The organism is Mucilaginibacter agri, from assembly GCF_009928685.1.
GTDB classification, from domain to species: Bacteria; Bacteroidota; Bacteroidia; order Sphingobacteriales; family Sphingobacteriaceae; genus Mucilaginibacter; species Mucilaginibacter agri.
Window position 1 is genome coordinate 170,589 of sequence record NZ_WWEO01000039.1, and the last position, 22,990, is coordinate 193,578.

At 43.7% G+C, this 22,990-nt stretch carries 17 protein-coding genes; 8 read left to right on the plus strand and 9 right to left on the minus strand.

The genetic code is table 11. From position 1 onward, the window contains the following. Positions 1 to 52: 52 nt before the first annotated feature. Complete coding sequence (locus GSY63_RS05150; RefSeq protein WP_166584752.1) at positions 53 to 421, minus strand: hypothetical protein; 369 nt, start codon at positions 419 to 421, stop codon at positions 53 to 55. A 512-nt stretch (positions 422 to 933) separates the two neighbouring features. Between GSY63_RS05150 and GSY63_RS05155 the strand changes: the two genes are divergently transcribed. Continuing rightward, entirely contained in the window at positions 934 to 1,584 is a 651-nt protein-coding gene (locus GSY63_RS05155) for a response regulator (RefSeq protein WP_166584753.1), read from the plus strand. A gap of 185 nt (positions 1,585 to 1,769) precedes the next feature. Next, positions 1,770 to 2,153, plus strand: coding sequence for a helix-turn-helix domain-containing protein (locus GSY63_RS05160; RefSeq protein ID WP_166584754.1), 384 nt, complete (start codon positions 1,770 to 1,772; stop codon positions 2,151 to 2,153). 247 nt (positions 2,154 to 2,400) lie between these two features. Here the strand turns inward: GSY63_RS05160 and GSY63_RS05165 are convergent, their stop codons facing one another. From GSY63_RS05165 to GSY63_RS05190, 6 genes are all read right to left on the minus strand, one after another. Beyond that, a complete protein-coding gene (locus GSY63_RS05165) occupies positions 2,401 to 2,754 on the minus strand; it encodes a hypothetical protein (RefSeq protein ID WP_208094465.1) in 354 nt (117 codons plus the stop codon). 272 nt (positions 2,755 to 3,026) lie between these two features. Beyond that, entirely contained in the window at positions 3,027 to 5,135 is a 2,109-nt protein-coding gene (locus GSY63_RS05170) for a glycoside hydrolase family 97 protein (RefSeq protein ID WP_166584756.1), read from the minus strand. A gap of 95 nt (positions 5,136 to 5,230) precedes the next feature. After that, the gene (locus GSY63_RS05175; RefSeq protein ID WP_166584757.1) at positions 5,231 to 6,841 is read right to left on the minus strand and encodes an endo-1,3-alpha-glucanase family glycosylhydrolase; all 1,611 of its coding nucleotides are present in this window, start codon (positions 6,839 to 6,841) and stop codon (positions 5,231 to 5,233) included. A gap of 80 nt (positions 6,842 to 6,921) precedes the next feature. After that, the gene (locus tag GSY63_RS05180; RefSeq protein WP_166584758.1) at positions 6,922 to 8,733 is read right to left on the minus strand and encodes a RagB/SusD family nutrient uptake outer membrane protein; all 1,812 of its coding nucleotides are present in this window, start codon (positions 8,731 to 8,733) and stop codon (positions 6,922 to 6,924) included. 11 nt (positions 8,734 to 8,744) lie between these two features. Further along, positions 8,745 to 11,885 (minus strand): SusC/RagA family TonB-linked outer membrane protein, encoded by a 3,141-nt coding sequence (locus GSY63_RS05185; protein WP_166584759.1) that lies wholly within the window; start codon positions 11,883 to 11,885, stop codon positions 8,745 to 8,747. A 425-nt stretch (positions 11,886 to 12,310) separates the two neighbouring features. Then, positions 12,311 to 13,915, minus strand: a complete 1,605-nt coding sequence (locus tag GSY63_RS05190; protein WP_166584760.1) for a DUF6377 domain-containing protein — start codon at positions 13,913 to 13,915, stop codon at positions 12,311 to 12,313. Positions 13,916 to 14,082: 167 nt separating this feature from the next. On the opposite strand from GSY63_RS05190, the gene GSY63_RS05195 reads away from it, so the two are divergent. Next, positions 14,083 to 14,817: an NIPSNAP family protein gene (locus GSY63_RS05195; protein WP_166584761.1), complete on the plus strand. Its 735-nt coding sequence runs from the start codon at positions 14,083 to 14,085 to the stop codon at positions 14,815 to 14,817. A gap of 388 nt (positions 14,818 to 15,205) precedes the next feature. Continuing rightward, the gene (locus tag GSY63_RS05200) at positions 15,206 to 17,089 is read left to right on the plus strand and encodes an SPFH domain-containing protein (protein ID WP_166584762.1); all 1,884 of its coding nucleotides are present in this window, start codon (positions 15,206 to 15,208) and stop codon (positions 17,087 to 17,089) included. 221 nt (positions 17,090 to 17,310) lie between these two features. On the opposite strand, the gene GSY63_RS05205 is transcribed toward GSY63_RS05200, so the two are convergent. Both GSY63_RS05205 and GSY63_RS05210 read right to left on the minus strand, forming a co-directional pair. Then, positions 17,311 to 17,805 (minus strand): hypothetical protein, encoded by a 495-nt coding sequence (locus GSY63_RS05205; RefSeq protein WP_166584763.1) that lies wholly within the window; start codon positions 17,803 to 17,805, stop codon positions 17,311 to 17,313. Continuing rightward, a complete protein-coding gene (locus GSY63_RS05210) occupies positions 17,802 to 18,254 on the minus strand; it encodes an RNA polymerase sigma factor (RefSeq protein WP_166584764.1) in 453 nt (150 codons plus the stop codon). Before GSY63_RS05210 ends, GSY63_RS05205 begins: the two co-directional genes overlap by 4 nt. Positions 18,255 to 18,676: 422 nt before the next feature. Here GSY63_RS05210 and GSY63_RS05215 point away from each other — a divergent pair, with 422 nt between their 5' ends. Genes GSY63_RS05215 through GSY63_RS05230 form a run of 4 tightly spaced genes read left to right on the plus strand, consistent with a single transcriptional unit; the run spans position 18,677 to position 22,984 of the window. Then, positions 18,677 to 20,251, plus strand: coding sequence for an immunoglobulin domain-containing protein (locus GSY63_RS05215; protein ID WP_166584765.1), 1,575 nt, complete (start codon positions 18,677 to 18,679; stop codon positions 20,249 to 20,251). A 34-nt stretch (positions 20,252 to 20,285) separates the two neighbouring features. Beyond that, positions 20,286 to 20,972 (plus strand): hypothetical protein, encoded by a 687-nt coding sequence (locus GSY63_RS05220; protein WP_166584766.1) that lies wholly within the window; start codon positions 20,286 to 20,288, stop codon positions 20,970 to 20,972. Between the two features lie 36 nt (positions 20,973 to 21,008). Further along, positions 21,009 to 21,974 (plus strand): T9SS type B sorting domain-containing protein, encoded by a 966-nt coding sequence (locus tag GSY63_RS05225; protein WP_166584767.1) that lies wholly within the window; start codon positions 21,009 to 21,011, stop codon positions 21,972 to 21,974. An 8-nt stretch (positions 21,975 to 21,982) separates the two neighbouring features. Beyond that, positions 21,983 to 22,984 (plus strand): PorP/SprF family type IX secretion system membrane protein, encoded by a 1,002-nt coding sequence (locus GSY63_RS05230; protein ID WP_166584768.1) that lies wholly within the window; start codon positions 21,983 to 21,985, stop codon positions 22,982 to 22,984. The last annotated feature ends 6 nt before the right edge of the window (positions 22,985 to 22,990 follow it).

Here is a 22,990-nt window from a genome sequence, read left to right on the forward strand (position 1 = left end):
TTAATCGATTGCTTTTTTTGCTAAAATTTCAGATAGTTTTTATTTAATAGAACTAGTTAGTCCAATGCTTTTGTGTAAAAAAGAACTTAATAAACAGCGCGATAAATTCTAATGCCGACCACATAAACTTCAATACGGCAAATACAAAATATAAAGTGCTTTTGGTTAAGTCCCATATACGCAACAATACGCGCTTCATCATCCTAAACGTGGTGGTCAGGAGGCTGAGTCTCATAATGCTATACACGCTTGTTGCGCTGTCGTTGTTTTCAACCCCATCTTTTTTTCCGTTATTAATGTAGGCATAGGGTTGGTAATGTAAATCTGTTTTGTTCAGCTGGTTGGGATAGTTATCAACCAATCTGAAGGAACGCCCGTCATTACTAATGGAAGGCGTTTGCACAATCTGTTTAACTCTCATATCAATTACTAATTGGGTTCGTGTATCTATCTGTGTAACTTTGTGTATCTGTGTAGGTAAATGTAACGCGCTCACAATAAAAAGGATTCAAACACTTTGTTCACGTATTGTTCATTTTAGCCAAATTGTACAAGTAGAACTTTTTAAAAACCATTACCTTTTTTTTTTCGTAGGTATGCGGGATTTTTGCAAATTAACACGCATATTGTGCTTTAAAGGCCATTTCTTCAATTCTTGGTTTCTTATAATCCGTTGGTTTTACATCAATTTTTCAATAAAACGGCGTAAGGCGGAAATTTATCACTTAATATGATCAAATATCGTCGGAGCCGAATAATGACTAAAATGAATATACTTTGGTGGTTAAAATTAAAAGGCTTAGTGTATTTAGTACGTTGTGAGTTGCCTGCGCTTTTATTTAAAAAATATTAATCCGGCATCGTTTTATCTGCTAAAAAAATTATATTATATTCAATTTGTTTCGAACCTGTTAAGTATTTGTATAATTGTTTATGGAAAAGATAGCGGTCGCCATAGTTGACGATCAAAACATCTTCAGGCAAATGTTGAGCAGAAGCATTGCTTTATCCGGCGAATTTGCAGTAACCGGCACTTACGAGAACGGCGTGGAGTTTATAAAGTCGCTTACCGAAGGCCACCCTGCACCTCACATTGCAACTATAGATATCGATATGCCCGAAATGAATGGCATGGAGTTAAACGCCAAAATACAGGCAGATTACCCGCATATAAAAACTATTATACTTTCGCAACACACCGAAGAGCGCATTATTGCCAACATGATACACGCCGGTGCTGCCGCTTATTTAGATAAAGGCTGCAAGCAGGAAGAGCTTTTTTTAGCCATAAAAACAGTTTATCAAACTGGCTACTACATGAACGCGGACACTCTTAGAAGTTTAACCCGAAAATTTACGCATACGGATTTTGAACCTCAGCTGCCCGAGGCACTTAGCAGCAGGGAAGTGGAAGTGCTAAAAATGATTTGTGAAGAGTATACTAATGTAGAAATTGCAGAGCGGATGCATATAAGTGCAAAAACGGTTGATTTTCATCGTGCTAATCTTTTAAAGAAAACTAATAGCCGCAACGTAGTAGGGCTGATAAAATATGCCCTGAAAAATAAATTTACTTCGCTTTAAGCTTATGAAGTGGGTTAAAACAACATATATCTAACTAGTAAAAATACTAGCTTATGGTAAAAGCCCCGGTTTTAACAAACCGGGGCTTTTGCGTATAACATTTTTAGATGCCTTTAAATAAACTTGTAATAACTATTGAATGCTTACTTAAGGTGCATTGGCGCCTAACTTATCGCTCCTTTATTATGATGATTGCAGCCGCTCCAAACACGTATCGTCAAAACCCCGAAGAGCTCCTGATACAGGATCTGGAGCAGTATATGACCCAACATAAAGCCTTTAAAAGTAAGCGATTGTCTATAAATGATGTGGCAATTGAAACGCGCATACCTGCCAAAAAGCTTTCAGGCATTATTAACAACCATTATCATCAGCGCTTTACCGATTGGATAAATACTTACCGGGTAAACCACGTTATTGGATTATTACAAACTGATATCTGGACGCGTTTCACCCTCGAAGGTATTGCTACCGAGGCCGGCTTTGCATCGCGCAGCGCTTTTTTTGCTTCGTTCAAAAAAATAACCGGGCGCACTGCTACCGAATATTTGAAACGTAGCGCTAACTAATCAGGCCTGCATAAAATTGGGTTTATCATCTGATAACATGACCTTCTAGCTGCCAATAAATTAGCTCCACGTAAAGCTTGTTATTTGCCACGAGTTCCGCTCGTTTTTTCTCTAACTTTTTTTGAAGTTCCTGATAGGGAAGATCTGTAGGTACCGATAGGTAGCAGATCGCATTTCCAGTTTGCGAATTAATAAATTCGAAATGATTTTGCTGTTCCATAGCAATATGAATTACATCATAGAGCCGTTATTCCATAGTCTCAATAGCGGATGTGATAGCCTTTAATAATTTAACGTCAATGTTGCCTAATAAAGTATTCCAACCCTGGGGAGTTTGTTGCAGCCAGCACATTTTTGCATCGCTACTTAATCTGCTGTTTAGCGCCACCTTATATAGATAAGATGGTTTGCGGTAGCCAGAGCCAACTCTTAACACCTTCGTTCGGTGCAATTGTTGCGCGTAACTAAACGTTATGGAGAACTGCTCTGATACCGGTTGTTCATCTACAACCTGTAATGTGGGTGCATGCTTGATGGGCACTGGAGATTTTGTAGTTTCTGTTTGTGAAACCACCGCATGCATATAATCAGGCGCACCCATTGATTTCTTATGATTTAAAACCGTTAATGAGGTTATAATTGGTTTTTTAAAAGCTGACACTAACATATTTTTATATTGAAAGATTAAGTAGCCAGCGCTGTATCTTTTAGGGGCATTATAGAGCGTGGTATAAATTATAAACCAATAAGTAGCCACATTGGTTTCGTATCGTACTAATTAATTTTCTTAATTTTTGTGAATGTGATGCCAGGGAATGCAAAACCCCTATCGACGGCCGTCAACAGGGGTTTTGTCTCGATTGCAGGTTACTACTACAATGCTTTAATGCTGATTGCTGCACCACCACCGGCAGCGAGTTTCAGGTTTAATTTACTGCTACTGGTTACGGTTACCTTCTTTATCTGATAAGCCTCCGGGTTGTTTTTCCAATCGGAGTTTGCAGCATCGGCATAGATTGTTGCTTCGTATTTTTTGCCTTTATCTAAAAAGGTTAGGGGCAGTACTGTATTGCGGCTATTCTCGTCGGTTATAGCGCCTATAAACCAGTTATCAGTACCTTTCGCTTTGCGGGCGGTGGTCAGGTAATCCCCTGGTTCTGCTTCCAGAATTTTTGTGTCGTCCCAATCGGTAGGTACATCTTTAATAAACTGAAAGGCATCCATGTGGCCTTCGTAATTTTCGAGCAGATCGGCAGCCATTTGTAATGGGCTATATAAAGTTACATATAGCGCCAACTGTTTAGCAAGGGTTGTATGTACCTGGCGGGTTGGCTCTGCGGTTGAATAGCCTTTTAGCTTGAAAATTCCTGGTGTATAATCCATCGGGCCACCCATAAGGCGGGTAAATGGCATAATGGTTTCGTGCTCGGGCGGGTTGCCGGTGCTAAATGCGTTATACTCATTACCGCGGCCCGCTTCGCAGGCCATCCAATTCGGATAAGTGCGTTGCAAACCTGTAGGGCGCATAGGCTCGTGTGCGTCTAACATTACGTGGTGTTCTGCCGCTTTTTGCGCAACGCGTACATAGTGCTGCACCATCCATTGGCCATCATGATGTTCGCCACGGGGGATAATCCTACCTACATAACCTGTTTTTACCGATGGATAGCCATACTTATTCATAAAGCGGTAGGCGGTATCCATCTGGCGTTCGTAGTTGGTGGCCGAACCCGATGTTTCGTTATGCATAATCATACTCACGCCTTTTGATTTAGCGTAGCTGGTAATTTCGGCTACATCAAAATCGGGGTAAGGCGTTACAAAGTCAAAAACGTTCTCTTTCCAGTTGCCAAACCAGTCTTCCCAACCCACGTTCCAGCCTTCAACCAAAACGCCCTGGATGCCATTTTTGGCAGCGAAATCTATATAGCGTTTTACATTGGCCGTATTAGCCCCGTGTATGCCACTTGGTTTTAGTTTTCCGTTAGCATCAACATCGTCCATGCTTTTGGCATAGCTCCATGTACTTTTGCCAATTTGCATTTCCCACCAAACGCCAACAAATTTCATGGGCTTAATCCATGAGGTATTTTCCAGTGCAGAAGGATCGTTAAGGTTCAAGATCAGTTTCGACTCTAAAATATCTGTAGCCTTATTGCTCACAATAACGGTACGCCAAGGTGTATGATCTGGCGCGTGCAGGTAGGCTTTATTACCCACTGCATCTGGAACCAGGGCGGCAGTAAGCTTGTAGGTACTATTATCTACATGCAGCTGCATGGCAGAATAATTTATCAACCCGGCTTCGTGGATATTGATGTACATCCCATCGGGGCTCTTAAGCATCAATGGGGTCTGTACGGCTTTACGGTCCGGCGCTACGCGCACGGCAATATCGGTGGCTTCGGCAACTATCTTTTGGTTGTCTATTTCACTTATTTTCGTAGTGCTGTATTTGTACTCGTTACTATCATAATCACCCGGGATCCAAAATGCCTTATCATCTGCAGCTAATGCAAATTCAGTCACTTCGTTAGTGATAATAAAATAGTTAAGATCGGGCTGTTTAGGAAACTCATACCGGAAACCAACGCCATCTTCAAACACGCGGAAAACAATATCTAATGAGCGTTTCATCCCCGAAGTTTGCTGCAGGTGGGCGGTTATTTGCTTGTAATGGTTGCGTATTTTATTTACTTCACCCCAAACCGGTGTCCAGGTTTCGTCAACTTGTTTCTCATCGCTGCCTAGTAGTTTAAAGCCTTTGTAAAAAGTGCTGTCATCAGCCAGTGTAAAACCAAGGTGCGATGTTTTAATGGCAGTTTTTCCATCGTAACCAACAGAATAGGTCGGTCGGCCTTGATCGTCGAGCATAAACTCAAGCTTTACTTTGTTCATGCTTGCACTGATGCTTTTATTCTGCTGGGCAAATGCATGATTAAAAATGACCATGCCGAATAAATAGACAAATACTTTTTTCATTAGAGTTATTTTGTTTTTAGTTGTTATGAGGCGCGCCGGTACCGTTCCCGTCACGATTTCATTAACGTTTAGTTTCTGTTGTTGGGTTAGCTATGTTATCGGCCCGCAAAATGCGGGTTATATTCGTGCGAGTACTGAGGCTTAAAGCCGGGGTACAGGTCTCGGTAAAAGTTGTCAAACTCGCTGCTGAAGGTATAAGTGATCCGATCGGCGCGGTAAGGCTTGCCGGTAATACCTTCGGGCGTTTTAAAATGTATTGTTGCGCTATTGTTTCGGGATACAGATACATCTACTGGTCCGTTTTGCATTATAAATTTATGAACTGAGAAACCCGCAGCAGCATTGGCCACATGGCCGTTTACTTTTACCTGCCCCGGGGTTTTGAGCAGGCTTACCACTTCAATAGAGTCTTCCCATGATGCAGGGATGGTCTCTTTTTGAAACGGAACTACAGGAATATTATAAGGTGATGGTTTAACATCGTGCTTGTATTTCTTAAAAAATACTATGGCTACATCTTTATTGGCGTAGGGTGAAGATAAGCCTTTCCACTGACTTTTGTAATAGTTTAATAAGATAGAAAAACTTTCGTTATGGTTGATCTCCGGTGCCAGGTGATGCCCCTCGGGATAATCGTTCCAAGTGATCACGTTGGTAATGGGTACATTATGTTCGATGTTGAATTCCCACAGTTTGCGGAAATTGTAAGAAAGGCCACAGGTGATGTATTTACGGTCCATTTTATCTATACCGGCGGCTACTGCTTCGCTTACACTGCGATACATATCCCAGGTGCCTTTGTGCTGGGTTTTGGAGGTGTAAAAATCGTTAAACACGGAGCCTGTAAATGTGCGATGTCTTTTCGCGCACTCTTCGGCAACCATATTGCCAAGGTAATCTTTGCCGTAAGGCAATGTCCAGATCCATGTTGCAGGGAAGTAATCCAGAAACTCATTTAGCTTTTCTTTACTGATCTCTTCATTAATAGTAAACAGGCAGGCAAAGCGTTCGTGCACGGCATCGGCCAAACGTTTATAGGCACGCGCTACGTAATAGGCATTTGGCAACCCTTTTTTATCGGCGGGAATATCTGCCAGTGGTTCGCCAAGCCATTGATAAACAATAAGGCGACCATCGGGGGTACGCAGCCAGTGGTCGTTGTTATGGCCAACTTCGTCCATAATGCCGTTAATGCGGCGGGCAAATTCAGCTACCTTTTCGGCCTCGGCACGGCCGTTAGGATGCGATATACAAAATGTGAATTTAAAATTGAGATGTTTTTTATCCGCTACGCGGAAGTAAGCTTTAATAATATCGTCCCAACTGGTTGCGCCTAAAACGTAGTAAAACTGAAAGCCATCAATGCCCGAGCGCATGGCTGCACGCATTTCAAACTCAACTGTTTCGTCGAGCGTGGCATTGGCCAGTAGGCTGTCTTCCATCGGTTTTACCTGGTTCATACCGCCGATAGGGGCAGAGATATTGCCCGTTGGCGGGTAATATTCAGGATTGCAAACATCCTCAAAAGGGTGGCCTTTAAAGCGGATAATATTAGTCATGCAGTGGGCGATAACTAATTTTTGATTGCTTATCGGTAAGCTGTACTCCGGAAGATTTTTTAAAGAATCCTGGGCATGGCTTGCCTGGCAAAACATCAGAAATACGCTTAGTAAAGAAGTAGTTACCCTGAAGAATTTGAACGGCATTTAGAAAGCTTGTTTGGGTGAGCGAAAAGTAAGTGCGGGGCTCTCACTACCCCACACTTATTTTAATCAACTATTATTTATTAATAACCCGGGTTCTGTTTAATCTTACTGTTGCTGTTGATCTCAGTAAGCGGGATTGGCCATACGTATGATTTGGCATCGTCCCATGCAGGGGCTGCGCCGTGCAGGTTTATTGCCGTACCATAGTAAGTGGCTTCAGATTTACCTATTCTCCAGCGGCAAACGTCAAACCACCAGTGGCCTTCGTTAAATAACTCGGCAAAACGCTCATAGTACAACGGGTTGTTGCCCAGTACGGGATCGTTGATGGCCGAAGTTTGTGCGGTTAACGAGGTATAGTCAACTGCAGATGCACCGTTGATAGGCAGATTGTAAGCACGGCGTTTAACTTTGTTAATATATTCTAAAGCGTTAGCGTTATCACCAGAGTTTTTGCAAGCTTCTGCATATAATAAATATACATCGGCTAGGCGTAACAGGTATAAATTCCAGGCATCGGCAGGGCCGTTGTTGTTAATATTAAAATTAACAGGCGAATATTTGCGGAAGCTGAAACCATAAGTATTTACCTGGCCGGCGAAGAAGTTTGGTTTTGAAGCCGGGTAAGCGGTTACGCCATCTGGTTTAACCACATCTATCCAGGGCTGTACGGTGTTTACAAATAAACGCGGATCGGCAGTTTTATTAGCACGTACAGCTAAAGCCTGCGCTTTATAAGCCGGGTCCATTATCTGTTTAGGATTGGTAAAGCTTGCCGGTTTCGACGAATCGAAATTAGGGTTAGCCACCAGGTTATAATAACCGATGTTATAACCAAAGCGGGTAATGTTTTTATCGTGTACCACTTCGTTGCCATAACCCAATGCAGATGCGGCAGCTTCTGTACCATCGCCCCCTAACGCCCAGGCCGGCCATATTAAACCATTAATGGTAGTAGAGTTGGCTGCTTTGCCGCCATAGATACCATAATCGTTACCTTTTGCGTCGGCATCAACGTTAAGCTCAAACAGCGATTCTTCGTTAAACTCATTTGCGCTGTTACCATCAAACGCATCGGCGTATTTGGCAAACGGCATTAGGGTTTTACCGCTGTTATTAATTACGTCTATTAATGTGGTTTTAGCGTTGGTCCAGTCTTGTGTAAACACGTAGGCTTTGCCTAATAAACCTTTGGCAGCCCACTCGGTAATACGGCCAACATCATTGCCGGTCCAGTTTTTGCCTTTTAGCAGGGTTGCAGATTGTTTGAGGTCGCTTTCTATCAAAGCCCAGACATCTTTTACCGATGAGCGCGCCACCTGGGTGCTTGCCAAATCGGTAGGTACGCTGCTGTAAATAGGTACACCCATTTTATCGCCACCGCCAGATGATGTAATGTAGCTTTCGCCATATAAACACTCTAACCAGAAGTAGTAGTAAGCACGTAAAAAGTAAGCCTGACCGCGGATGTAATCGACAGAAGCTTTATCATTTGCAGATAAGGCGGTTGCCGATAGTTTATCTGCAGCAGCTAGGGTTACGTTACAGTTTTTAACACCCGTATACAATGAAGTATAAGCTTCTGTTGAATACTGGTTAGTGATACTTAGGTTGGTATTGGTCATCTCGTTCCAAGCCGCATCGCCATCGTAAGCAGAGTTTGCGGTATGGGTTGCGTTTGCCAATGCTTTGGGCATCAGGTGGAAGCCAAACAGGTTTTGATCGCGCAGGTTAGAGTAGCAGGATGCTAGCACACTTTGCAGATCGCTTACCGAAGCAGGATAGCTGTTGGCAGAGTATTGCGCCGGATCGCTGGTGGTAAGCGGCGACTTTTTACAACCGGCAAATATCGAGACCGCCAGTAGTGCTGATATATATAATTTCTTTGTCATTGTTTTATCGATTAAAAGTTAACGTCAAGGCCTATAGAGTAAATTCTGGTTTGAGGGTATTGCGATACCGCGTCAACACCACGGGTTGTAGCACCAGAATATCCGGCTGCCGAAGCTGCCGCTCCTAATTCTGGGTCGAGACCTTTATAACTGGTAATGGTAAACAGGTTATTACCCATCACAAATACCCTTGCACTTCTGATCTTAATTTTTTGTAACAGCGCTGCAGAGAAGGTGTAGCCTAACTGGGCATTCTTTAATTTCAAGTAATTACCGCTTTCAACAAAGTAGCTGCTTACGGTTTGGTAGTTTTTATTAGGATCAATGGTGAAGCTGCCATCGGCATTTTTAACGCCTAAGCGAGGTTGATCTGTTAAACCATTTGAGCCTAAGAAAGAATCTTTAAACACCTGGCTGGTGGTGTTACCATCGGCAAATGGGAATTGCTCATAAGCTTTAACGCCGTTAAATAGATCGACACCTGCAACACCGTTGAATAATAAAGCAAGATCCACCCCTTTGTAATTCATTTTGGCGCTGATACCGTAAACCAGTTTAGGGTTAGGGTTGCCAATCACTTGTCTGTCGGCATCGGTTATTTTACCGTCGTTGTTTAAGTCCTGGAAGCGGACATCGCCTGCGTGTGCATTTTTCTGCGGACTAGCAGCAGCCTCTGCGTCAGTTTGGAACAAGCCTAATGCTTTGTAACCATAGAATGAACCGAATGGTAAACCTGCTTTAGTAATGGTTAAGGTTTGGTTTGGCATCATGTTAAAGCCGGTGTCGCCAAAGCTGTAGAAGTTGTAACCATCATAAATAGCATCTGTTGCCAGGCCGCTTAAACTGATCACGTTGTTTTTGTTGAAGCCTCCGTTAACGCTAATATCATAGCTGAAATCTTTACCAGTATGGCGATAGCCTAATAAAATATCGAAACCTTTGTTGCTTACCTTACCAACGTTAGCCAAGAAAGGCGCAGTAAAGCCCGAACTCAATGGAAGGGCTATGTTGTAAAGCATGCCATCGGTTTTTTTATTGTAGTACTCGACGGTGTAATAGATGCTGCCGTGCATAGCTTCACCATCAATACCGAAACTCGATTCTTTAACAGTTTCCCAATGGAGATCGGGGTTGGCAATACCATTGGCTGATGTTGCAATAATAAGCGGACCGCCCGGTGAAAAATTCTGAGCACCAGATGCAATACCATTGGTGGCCATAAATTGGGCGTAAGTAAGGTTGTACAGGTATGGGGCAATGGTACTGTTACCTAACTCGCCATAGCTGCCACGGAATTTTAAGCTATTAATAACAGGCAATAATGGTTTGAAGAATTCTTCTTCGCTGATGTTCCAACCGGCAGAACCTGAAGCGAATGTTCCTTTTTGTTTATCGGGACCGAATACAGTGTAGTTAGCATCCTGACGTACCGAACCTGATAAGTAGTAACGGCTGTTGAAGTTGTAGTTTAACCTTGCAAATTTTGATTTGATTAAGCCATTAGCATCGTTTTTACCCTGGATAGAAAGGTTTGATGCGGAGGTTTGAATAAACGAATAGCCTGGTAACCCGATTGAAGTTTCGGCCGCCACAACGTTGTTGTATTTGTTTTGAATTTCTTCGTAACCGGCAATAGCGCTCAGGTTATGTTTGCCATAGCTATGGTTCCAACTTAATACCTCGTTGGTTAAAAATTGGGTGCTTTGGATAAAGGTTTTAGTCAGCGAGTTTGTTGCCGAGCTGGTTTGGCCGATAACGAAAGCATTTTGGTAAAAGTCCTGGTTTTCCTGATAGTAGTTGTAACTAACATTGGTGCGCAGATCAAAACCATAAGGTAAAATGATATCCGCGTAAACGTTTGACTGGAAGTTGTTTTTGTAGTTCAGTGCGTTAGCATTCTCAGCGCTACCTATTGGGTTAGGGCCGCCGAATAGCGATACGCTACCATAACCTTGTGGTACAGTGCCATAGTTACCAAATCTGTCGGTAACCGGAATGATAGGTAATGTACGGAACGGTGCATTGTGCAGCTGTGCCTCTGTACCTACCGGCGGCGCAGTTTTGCGTTGCGAAACTGCTAATTGCTCACCAAATTTAAGCCACTTGGCTAGCTTGTAGTCGGTGTTGACACGTGCACCACCAATGTTTGAGTAGTTGTTAATGTAGATACCTTTTTGGCGGTTATAAAAACCAGATACCAGATAGTTTACAGATGGGGTAGAGCCCGAAACTGATGCATTATAGTTTTGCTCGTATGCATTGCTGTAAAGTGCTTTAACCCAGTCGGTATTGGCTAATGTATCTAAACCTGCCTTAGGTACGCCCGGCGAAGTTTGGAACGCAGTTGGGTTTACGATGTTCTCCAGTGCAATGAAATCGGTTTTATTAAGCAGTTGAACCAGTTTAGGTTTGGTAATACCATAACGGGCGCTGATGCTAACTTTTGGCTCGCTGCCAGATCCTTTTTTTGTAGTAATAACGATAACACCACCTGCTGCTGCAGCACCATAGATGGCGGCCGAACTTGCGTCTTTCAATACATCGATTGTGGCGATATCCTGTACGTTGATGTTGTTACCATCTGGTACACGCACACCATCCACAATGTAAAGTGGGTTAGGTTGGTTTAATGACGATACTCCGCGGATAATTATTGAAGGCGTTGCATCGGGCGCGCCAGAGTTTTTAACTACGTTAACACCGGCAATACGCCCTTGCAAAGCTTCAGTTGGGTTGGTAATTGGTTGATCTTTAAATGCTTCGCCTTTTACAGAGCCTACAGAGCCTGTTAAGTCTTTTCGTCTTTGCGTGCCGTAACCTACCACAACAACTTCGTTTAATGACTGTTGCTCGGCGTTCATTTGCACGTTGATTACTTTACGCTCGCCAACGGTCTCTTCTATGCGGCTATAGCCTATCATGCTAAAAACCAATACGTCTTTAGGTGATGCTGTTAAGGAGAAACTTCCGTTTGTGCCTGCATTGGTACCTCGGGCGGTGCCTTTTATGGCAATGGTTACGCCCGGCAGAGGCAGCCCTTTTTCATCGGTAACTTTACCGGTGACTGCCGTACCTTGAGCCATAGCTGCACAGCAGAGCAGCACAAGCAAATGGCATAAGAGTAATTTTTTAAGTAATAGTTTTTTATACATAATTCTTGGTTTTTGGGTTCTTTGTTTAGAATTGGATTGGGTGTTTTCTGAGTTGGAGAAGCCGTAAACTATGCCGACGATAAATAACCTTTTACCGTTACCCGGGTTGGGAACATAGAAAGTTGGGGCGGCAAAATTTGATACGCAGGCCTGCATAACAGGGGCTGTGTGCCTTTAAAAATGCTCATGAATAAATTAGTTTTAAATTGGTTTATAACGGCGATAAGCAATGGACAAAGCGTTCGGTCGGTTATCGCTATTCAAAGAGAAAAGTTTATTGGCGGCGAAGCAAGGGCTGCAAACCGAATATAAATGATTTTAAGCTAAATATAAATTTAACTAATTGATAGTCAGTGCCATTTGGTATTGCTGAAACGCGTAAAATATAAACCCAATACAAGATTTATACAGCGAAAAAGAGTAAATTAAATGGCTTTGATACCCATAATTGCCGCCTCGAAACCATCCGGATCGTTGGATTTGTTTTTAATGCGGGTGCGGTAGTTATAAATAGTACTTAGGGAGTATTCTAAAATGCGGGCAACTTTATCAGTATCGCTGATGCCTAAACGGATCAACGCGAAAATCCGCAGGTCGGTATTGAGGAGTTGATTGGGCAAAAGTTTAATCTGATGTTCTGCCGGAAACAGCGCATTAAACTCGTGTACAAAGTTGGGGAACAGCTTCAAAAAAGCCTTGTCGAAATTTATAAAAAGCTCCTCACGCTCTTTCTTTAAATTGATATTGCCAACCAGTATTTTAATATCATCAAAGCGTTTGGTGGTCAATCGTTGCTCTATAGAACATTTAAATTTCTCGAGCTTGTTCATGTAATCGGATATGATATTAAGGTAGTATCCGATATACTCTTCTTTGATCTTTTCGGCTTCGTTAAGTTTATCTATAGTGTGTAATAGATTTGTATTGGCTTCAACCACCAATTTGTCTGCTGCTTTAATGCGTTTAAGCTGTTTGTAAATAATAATTGCAAATACAATAATGGTAACAGAAAGCAGTGTTAACAACGACGAATAGAATATCAATGCCCGTTTCTGCTCTTGCTCGTATAAGATCCGCGCACCCGCCACAACCGGTAAAATTGCGCTCACCTGTACTTTACGCTGGCGCGCGCCATAGTACATGGCATCGTCCATAGCATGTTTAATAAAAATATAGGCGTCTTGCGTGTTGCCTTTTTTATCTAGCAGCTGTGCCAGGTTTAGCATAGCTGCTGCTTCTTTGGTAGACGATTTAATGTCGGCCATTGACGCTTTGATGAGCAAGGTTACTGCGCTGTCCGGGTTGTTATGCTGTATGTAGATATCGCTCAGGGTTGAAGCGGTAATGGCATACTGATGGTAGGATAATTGCTGATGATTGATGAGATACTGAAGCTTGGCGATAGCGCTTTTCAAATCACCGGCTTTAAGTTGCTTTAGTCCGGCGTAATAGGTGTACTCAAAAGATTTCGGGTCGCATAAACGCACCGCTGAGTCTACATAAGCCCCTGCCCGTTTATTATAAAGGCGCGCGTAATAGTCATCCTTATCAAAATCGGCCAGGTCGTAATAGGTACGGGCCGTTAAAAAGTAGTATTCTTTCTTAACCGAATCGGGGAGTAGCTTTACCTTAACCGAGTTAAGTGTATCAAAGGTCTCCTTAAACATGCCCGACGATAGTAAGATAAATCCCAGCTTTATTTTACCATAGGCAATTTTGGCGGGGTCTTTCATTTGTTCGCCCACGCGCTGTAGCTGGTGTGCGTAGTAGAAAGCCCTTTCGTATTTAAACGACTTGTATTCGTTATACAGATCGAGGTAAAGGCTGTATTGTTGCGGAAGGCTCAGTTGCACATCTTTCTCCAATTGTGCCTTCAGGGCTTCAACAGTTTTAATTTTCTGAGCGTCGTAATTGGCCTTATTGTTTAATACCGACTTTAATTCTGCAATTTCCTGCTCATGTGGCTGGGTAGCAGCAAATGAAAAGTAACCGATAAATAATAGCGACAAATTAAGTATCAGGTATTTCATACCGCTTTAAGTAGAATTAAATTTTAGGTAATACAATTGGTTAGCATCCGGTGTGCCTCTCAACCGGAATAAAGGGCTAATATAACTAAATCCTCAAATTGCCTTAAAGGAAATTTGAGGATTATAATCACGGCGAATGATTATCTTGTAGTCCAATTACAACCGCAATGAAAACCCCTGTTATCACATTTGCGCTCGCCCTTTTTATGGTAAGCATCGCTTCGGCACAAAATAGTAATAAGTCTTTTGGCGATTACTACCAGATCAGTATTTATCACACAGACAGCCAGGCGCAGACAGACTCACTTAGTCACTATTTCGAATCGAGCTATATTCCCGCTTTGCATAAAGCAGGTTTCGACAAAGTAGGTGTATTTATGCCCCTTACTAATGATACCAGTGCCGATAAGCGGATTGTGGTTTGGATCCCGATGAAGAGCCTGAATAATCTGCAGAAGATAGGCCTGTTTAATGACTGCCCGAAATACAAGCGCCTCGAAAATATTATCCTTACCGCTTTTGAGCAGGCGCCGCATTATAAAGTGCCTTCTTTAAATGGTAACCCCGCCGATCATATCTACGAACTGCGCAGTTACGAAGGCCCAACCGAAGAGCGTTACCTGCAAAAAGTAAAAATGTTTAATGCGGGCGACGAAGTTGGCTTATTTGCCCGATTAGGTTTTAATGCAGTTTTCTACGCACAAGTGTTGGCCGGTTCGCGCATGCCTAACCTTATGTATATGATCAGTTTCGAGAATAAAGCCTCCCATGATGCCCATTGGAAATCCTTTGGTGATGATGCTTACTGGAAAAAGCTATCAGCCCTGACCGAATATCAAAATACCGTTTCAAAGATTGACGCTGTTTTTATGCGCCCTGCGGGGTATTCGGACTTAAAGTAAGCTGCTGGGGTTTTGGGTGTCATCCTGAGGCTCTCGAAGGATGGTGCAGAGGGCCTCGCCCGCTTGTTTCGAGTGCCTCAACATGACACCCATAAATTCTTTATCTCATTCAGAATAAATCAGATATTTGTCGTCGCAGGGTCTCTCGCAGAGGACCCTGCGATTTAGGACAGGTTTGCGGTGCATCTGCAGCTTAGGGTCCTCTGAGAGAGACCCTAAGAAGACAAAAAATCCACTTCAAAAAATATTTTTCAAAATTCCTGTAACAAGCAATAACCGCTATGCTCTAATGTAACGTTAATAGCTAAGGTACTACAAAAGCTATTCGATTTTGTGAGGAGTCCGCACCTTAAGGGCCCCGTTTAAGCAAAGAATTCAATCTAAAAAAATGGCTGATTTAATTTTTAAACTCTGGTGGGTGCTGCCTGTTGTTGCAGCTCTCCTAATGTACAAGTCTGTACTTCGTGTATTTTTTGGTATGATCATCGTTCCGGACGACCGTATTGGTTTGGTGGTCAAAAAATTCGCCCTCTATGGTAACGATATGCGCCTACCCGATGGCCGCATCATAGCCACCCGTGGCGAAGCCGGTATGCAGGCCAAACCGTTAGCGCCTGGCTTGTACTGGCGCATGTGGCCGTGGCAATATGCTATTACCATGGCTCCCTTTACCATTATTGAGCAAGGTAGCCTCGGGCTGGTAAAGGCCAAAGATGGTGCTGCGTTAGATACCGGCCGTGTATTGGGTAAACCGGTAGAATGCGATAAGTTTCAGGACGCACAAGCTTTCCTGGAAAATAATGGTCAGAAAGGTCCTCAGGCTGCTTTTTTAACACCGGGTAACTATCGTATCAATACCTTTTTGTTTGAAATTGAAAAGGTGCCGATTACACAGGTGCATGAAAACAAGGTGGGTATTGTTACCACTTTGGACGGTGAACCACTGGAGAAAGGCGACATTGCCGGCGGTTCGGTAATTGGCCACCGTAACTACCAGGACCCTATTGCATTTATTAATGCTGGCGGAAAAAAAGGCTTGCAGGAAGATGTGATCCTGGCGGGTACTTATTACATGAACCCCTGGTTTGTGCTGGTGGAACAGGTAGATATGATGCACATCCCTATTGGTTATGTGGGTGTGGTTAACTCGTTCGTTGGCCCCGAAGGTAAAGATACCAGCGGCGATAACTTTAAACACGGTAACATTGTGCACAAGGGCCAAAAAGGTGTTTGGGACGAACCGCTTGACCCTGGTAAACACCCGGTAAACATTTATACCCATGGGGTAGAGGTGGTGCCAACAACCAACATTGTACTAAACTGGGCTAACAGCCGCAGCGAAGCGCATGAGCTGGATAAAAATCTGAATACGATAAGCGTACGCTCTTTCGACGGTTTTACATTTAACCTCGATGTATCACAGATTATCCACATACCTCGTAACGAAGCGCCAAAGGTAATTGCGCGTTTCGGTAAAATGCGAAACCTGGTATCGCAGGTGCTTGAGCCTACCATCGCCAACTACTTTCGCAACGCGGCGCAAAAAAGTGATGTAATTGGTTTCTTAACCAACCGTTCGCAAAGGCAGGACGATGCTAAAGGGCATATCAGTCAGGTACTGGCAGATTACAATGTGGTTGGTGTAGACACGCTGATTGGTGATATTATTCCGCCGGAAGCATTGATGAAAACCATGACCGACCGTAAGTTGGCCGAAGAAGAGCGCCATACTTACGAGATCCAGAAAAGTGCGCAAATTGAGCGTAAGGAATTTGAAAGTGCAAAAGCAGGTGCGGATATGCAACCGGAAATTGTGAAATCAACCCGTCAGGTAGAGATCAATACGCAAATGGCCGCAGCCAAAGTCGCCGCTGCCAAGGGTGATGCCGAATCGAGGGTGATTAACGCTAAAGCCGATGCCGAAAACCGAACTATTAATGCGAAGGCAGATGCAGAAGCTAAAACCATTATTGCCAAAGCAGACGCTAACGCCACCGAGGTAAATGGTGGTGCCGAAGCAGGTAAAATTAAAGCCATTGGTTTGGCCGAGGCCGAGGTAACCAAACAAAAAACGGAGGCCATGGGTACCGAACAATACGCTATAGTTCGTGTAGCCGAAGCCTTAGCCAGCAATGGTATCAAATTGGTACCAGAAATATTGGTTAACGGTAAAGACGGCGGCAGCGCCGGAATGGTTGATGCCTTAATTGGTTCCGAGCTGTTTAAAAAACTGCAAAAGGATAATAGTAAAGAAGACAAAACGGAAGCTTAATTTTTGTAATGTTTTGATGAGAAAAAGGGCGCCCGAGAGGGGGCTCTTTTTTTGTTCCTTTCCCTCCTCGGGGAGGGGGTGTAATGGGTTGAGCATGGCAGGGAGGGGTTTCTCCAAACGCTTTTAGAAAACCCCTCCCTAGCCCTCCCGGGGGAGGGAATTTTTAATAAACAATAAAGGCATCCCAACCGGAATGCCTTTATTGTTTTAATATCTATTATTTAGCGACTTTTCAATTGTCGCATTTCTATTTTCATTTCGTCTAGTTGCTTTTGCGCCTGGCGGTTTTCGAGGTAGAAATATATCGCGAAGCCTAAAAATATCTTACCTAAAACAAACACGGCGGCAAATACCCATTTCCATGCTTTGTTAATTCGCATGAGGTTAGACTCAGCCTCAACTTCAATAAATTGCTGCTCGCGTGGTTTTTTGTATTCTTCCTTTTTAGGGCCATGTTCTTTTAAACGTAGGGTGTGTGGCTCTGGTTTAATCAGCTCATTAAGGTTGTCTTCTATTTTTTGCCAGGCAGTTGGTGGCGGTTTTATAGCCATAGCCTGTGCAATACGTTCCATGTCAACCTCAAGCTCAAAAAGGGCTTGTTTTACTTCCGGGTATCGCTCTTTATAATCCAGCAACTCGCGGGCCTCTTTCTCAGAAGCCGAGCCTAATACATAAGCTTCTAACGCGCCACTATCTATGTATTCTTTTATATTCACGATGCCTTCCTTATTATAGCAAAAGCTTCTCGTAAAGCTTTCCGAATTAAATCCTCTGTTTTACCTAACTCCTGTGCAAGTTGCGCCGTTGTTTTGCCGTAGTAATATATACTGCAAAAAACCGCATGCTGCTCATCATTCATTAACGCCGAAAACTTATTTGCAGTATTCGGGAACTTCGCTTCTGAAGTTGTATCAGCATACATCGTGCCAGCTAGATAAGTGCGCGCAAGCCGCTGCAACTCACACCATGTATTAACACCGTCGCCGGTTATTCGGTCTATGTGTTGCGGTATGGTCTCAAAAATACTTACTAAATGCTCTTCGGCCTTGTCCCTATCTTTTACAATTTCTAAAAGATAGCCCAATAGCATCCCTGCGTACCTATCGTACAGGTTATGTAAGGCGAAGGAAGTTTGCTCCTGTAAAATCTGCCGTTGCGGTTTCAAATAATCTCTGTCTAAGTATCAATCCAACTTCTTTAACCTATTTAAAGTTTAGGTAAATGTGCTCTAATTATAAATGAGCATCATCATCATTAGTGTAAAAATAAATAAAAATAAACCAATACAGCAAGTGTTATTGTAAAGCATTTTGTTCACTGCACAGCATGAATAAAGCCAGAGGGAATGAATAAAATGAATCGGCCTATGTCCCTCTTTATTAGATATTTTCGATAGGTAGTTCCCCGATTAACTGTAAAATTATGGGCTTTTGCGCATCATTCTGAAGCCTCGGGATAGCTTAACTATCACTGCGTGCTGTGTACAAAATCAGAAAATTGCCCATTATATTTCGCGGTCTCACTCTGCTGCTTTGCTTAGTGGGTATAAGCCAATTTGCTTGGGGGCAATGTACATATTCCACAAGGTTGTACGCTACTGCCACTCCACAGGTTAACGCAGGGTTATTAACGTCAGTCGACAATCCTGGTAACGCGGCAGATGGAAATCCATCTACTTTTTCTGTAATGAACAGACTTGTGGGCGTCGGTAATTTAATTACGGTTACACAATACTTGTCATTCCCCAGCCAAATTACTTCAGGAACACCTGTTACTGTGAAAGTGAATCTTCCGGCTGGGTTGATATCCTTACTTGGAGGTGTGCAAATACAGCCATTTACGGGTTTAAATTATAGTGTCCTAACCGGTTGGCAGGCAAATGCTGCGGGCTCAGGCACTACCGTATCATCATTAGTAGGCGTAGCCGCAGGCGCAGGCGATATGGAATTAACAGTTACGCCAACAGCCAACTATGATGGGGTATGGGTAACCATGTCGGGTGTAGCAGTAGGGCAAAGCATGAAACTGTATGATGCCTACGTAATGAAAACTACACCAACACAATCCGACTGCGGTACCGCCGTTGATGTATTAGCTGGTACGAGGGCTGCCCTCGGAATCAGCTTGCTTAACGCATCGGGTACCGTTGATAACCCTACTAATGCAATTGACAATGATGCCACCACCTATGCCCAGTTAAATGTAGGCGCGCAGGTGTTAAGCGAGGCATATCTTACAACTATCTTTAATACCCCTTCCCAACCCGGTGATGTGGTGCGCATGCTATTGCGGAACGTAAGTGGCGGGCTGCTTAACCTGGGATTGATCTCCAATTTTACCATACAACTCTATAATGGAAGTACGCCGGTTGGCTCTCCAATTCTTAGTGCTTCAAGTGCGCTTAAGCTCACCGCCCTAAGCGGTACATCCGTTAGTGATTTGTACCAGTTGGATATTAGTTCACTGTCTACCGATCTTCCTTTCGACAGGGTAGATATACAAATCGGGGGCGTTGCCGCAGTGGGAACCTCGCTGCGGGTTTATGATGTAAGGCGCCTGCCGGCTACGCCAGTAACCTCAATGGATGGCGTTACGTCTTCGTCCAAATCGGTTTGCCAGGGTAGCTCGTCAACGCTGGCAGTAAGCAACCCACAAAGCAGTTGTACTACTTATAGCTGGTATAGTTCGGCAAGCGGGGGCACTGCTTTAGCAACAGGTACTTCTTATACTCCACCAGCTTCAGGCTTAGGGGCTACCAATACTTATTATGTACAGGCCAATCGTACCGGCTGTACCGAGGTTAGCGATCGTATACCAGTAACTATCAATGTAAATCCATCGCCAACTATATCTTACTCGGTTACACCACGAACATGTAAAGGCACAACAACAGCAAGTATGTCTTATAGTTCGTCTAATACGCCTACCACGTACAGCATTGTTTGGAACGCCCCGGCATTGGCGGTTGGTTTTACTAATGTAACAAATGCCGTTTTACCTGTAGGTACGCTTACGGTAGCTGTACCCGCAGGTGCTGCCGCCAATACCTATACCGGCACCATTACCGTGCAAAACGGTAACGGTTGCTTAAGCACGGGCGCGCCCTTTAGTGTAATTGTGGACGACAAACCAACCTCACCGGTACTTACTGTAGCAAATTAAAACCTAGAAAATAACCCCTCAAAATCCCAAGAACATGAAAAAATCAATACTCTTCAAAATCCTGATCCCGATGATCATGATGATTGCCGCTACTACCGTAAAAGCGCAAATTACTACATTGGCTGGTTTACCTGGCGCTGCCGCAGCCTATTGCGCCGGCGAAGCCGTGAAACTGGCCGCCGCCTCAACAGGTACAACATTTGTGTGGAAACGTTACCCAGGAAAAGATTTATTAGGCACGCCCGTAACCTTAACAGAAACCACGGCCAATTTATCCGACGTACCCACAGCGCCAGGGTATTATACCTACGTGTCGATAGCATCAAACGCTAATTGTACTTCAGATGTGTCGACTCCTGTTACCATATATGCATTGCCTACAATTAGCGCCGCCATAACAGGCCCAACCACTGCCTGCGTAAGTGACCTAGCCTCAAAAACTTTAACGGCAACCGCTTCTAATTTAGAAACTGCAGATACAGAAGTATTTGGCTACACGTATAAATGGTTTAAAAATGGTACGGCTATTACCGGCGCTACAGGTTCAACTTATACGTTAAGCCCTACCACTGATGCCGCAATTGGCAGCCAGGCCTTTACCGTACAGGTGAGTTATGTACTTACCAGCCATGGCGGCAGTAATTGCATGCAAACGTCTAGTGCCGCTAACGTAGATGTACAGGCTAACCCAACCACACCAGTTGTAACTATTCAGCCTTAATCCGTACACAAGCCAACTAACTTGACCTATAAATAAATGGTTAACCTAAAAGTAATTACTGCTTTTATGGTTTTACTGATGCTTGCAGCAAGGGGGAGCGGCGCTAATGCCGCTCCCCTCCCTGCAGGTCAAACGGTGACCATTATCCAGGGACAAACGGCCACCTTAAAGGCGGCTGCAAATCCCGGGGCGGGATTTCAATGGCTAAAAAATGGAGAAATTATTGCCGGGGCTATCAAAAACACTTACGTGGTTAACAGCCCGGGTAGTTATCAGGTAATGAGTACAAACAGTAATTGTACTTCAGCATTGTCGGACCCCGTAAATGTGATCATACAACCAAATCAGGCCAGTTCGCCGGCTGACATGTCGATCATTCTTACTTCGGCGCTGAACTCGATGAATATCGACAACCCTTTTACCTACACCATTATGATTAAAAACAACGGGCCGGCTACTGCTAATACGATCAATGTTGCGAACCGGGTGCCCGACGAACTTGCTTTTCAGCAGTTGACTGCCCCGGCAAAAGGTAACGCGGTTTATGAAGGTTACGATAAGAAAATAACATGGAAGCTGGACGGAATGTCAATCGGCGAAACAGCATCGCTTGATTACTTGGTGAAAGCTGTAAAGCAGGGTACTATCTCAAGTACGGCTACAGTGAGCGCCGCAACACCAGACCCGGATTTGAGCAATAATACTGCTACTAATACTATCAGCATTGCGGGATTAACTATACCGAATGTGTTTACACCGAATGGTGATGGCGTCAATGATACTTTTATAATCCCTGGCTTAGGTATTTACACAGCTAATGAGCTTACGGTAATGAACAGGTGGGGATCAACAGTGTATCAAAAGAAAGCGTACAATAACGAATGGAATGGAGAGGGGCTTAACGAAGGAACTTATTTCTACCTGCTAAAGGTACAGGATGCTAATGGAAAGTGGGATGTGTATAAAGGGTATATAACCCTGTTGAGGACGAGAGCAAATTAAGTAAAGCAATGAAAAAGGCCATTTTAATAATCATATTTATAACCAGTGCTGTTTGTGCCAGGGCACAACAGGATGCGCAGGTTACGCAATATATTTTTAATGGAATTTATATTAACCCGGCGTACTCCGGGTATAAGGAAGATCTGTATGTACAATCATACTACCGCTCGCAATGGGTTGGTATTACAGGTGCGCCCAAAAGTTTCGCCGTGGCAGGTGACGGCTCATTTATGAATGGAAATGTGGGGCTGGGTGTGGTTTTAACTAACGACCAAATAGGCGCGCAAAGCGTTCTCACAGGTTATATCAATTACGCTTACCGGATAAGGGTTGGAGAGAATGAAAACTCGCGATTGGCCTTTGGATTGGCCGCCGGTATGATGCAGTTGGGCATAGATGGCTCTAAACTTAACGCGGTACAACCCGGCGATGCGGCCGTGCCGGTATCATCCCAAAGCCGGATAGCGCCTGATGCTAATTTCGGGATCTATTATTCCACCGAAAATTATTTTGCAGGTGTTTCTGCCACTAATATATTGGCGCGTTTTGTATTGAAAAAAGACGAATCGAATATATTGGTACCTATTCCACAACCGCATTTCTATCTCACCGCAGGTGCGTTGATATCTATTAACGACCAAACAAAATTTAAACCTGTAGTGCTATTAAAAGACGACGTAAAAGGCCCAACATCATTGGATGTTGACGGTTTTATTTTGCTGAACGAACGCCTCAGTTTCGGCGCGTTCTACCGCAGTTCCGTTAAACTCTATCCCAAAAACAACCTCCAGAATGATCTGCCAAGTCAGAACGCTTTTGGTGGTATTATAGAATTTTTCGCCACCCCCAATCTCCGCATTGGCTATTCTTATGATCACGCCTTAAACGCCCTGAGCAACTATAACTACGGCAGTCACGAGTTCTCCGTGGGTTTATATATAGATAAAGTAGGCTCAAACCGTACTGGAAGTTATAGTGGTAGTGATGGGAGAAGGTGTTATAAGTTTTAGTAATAA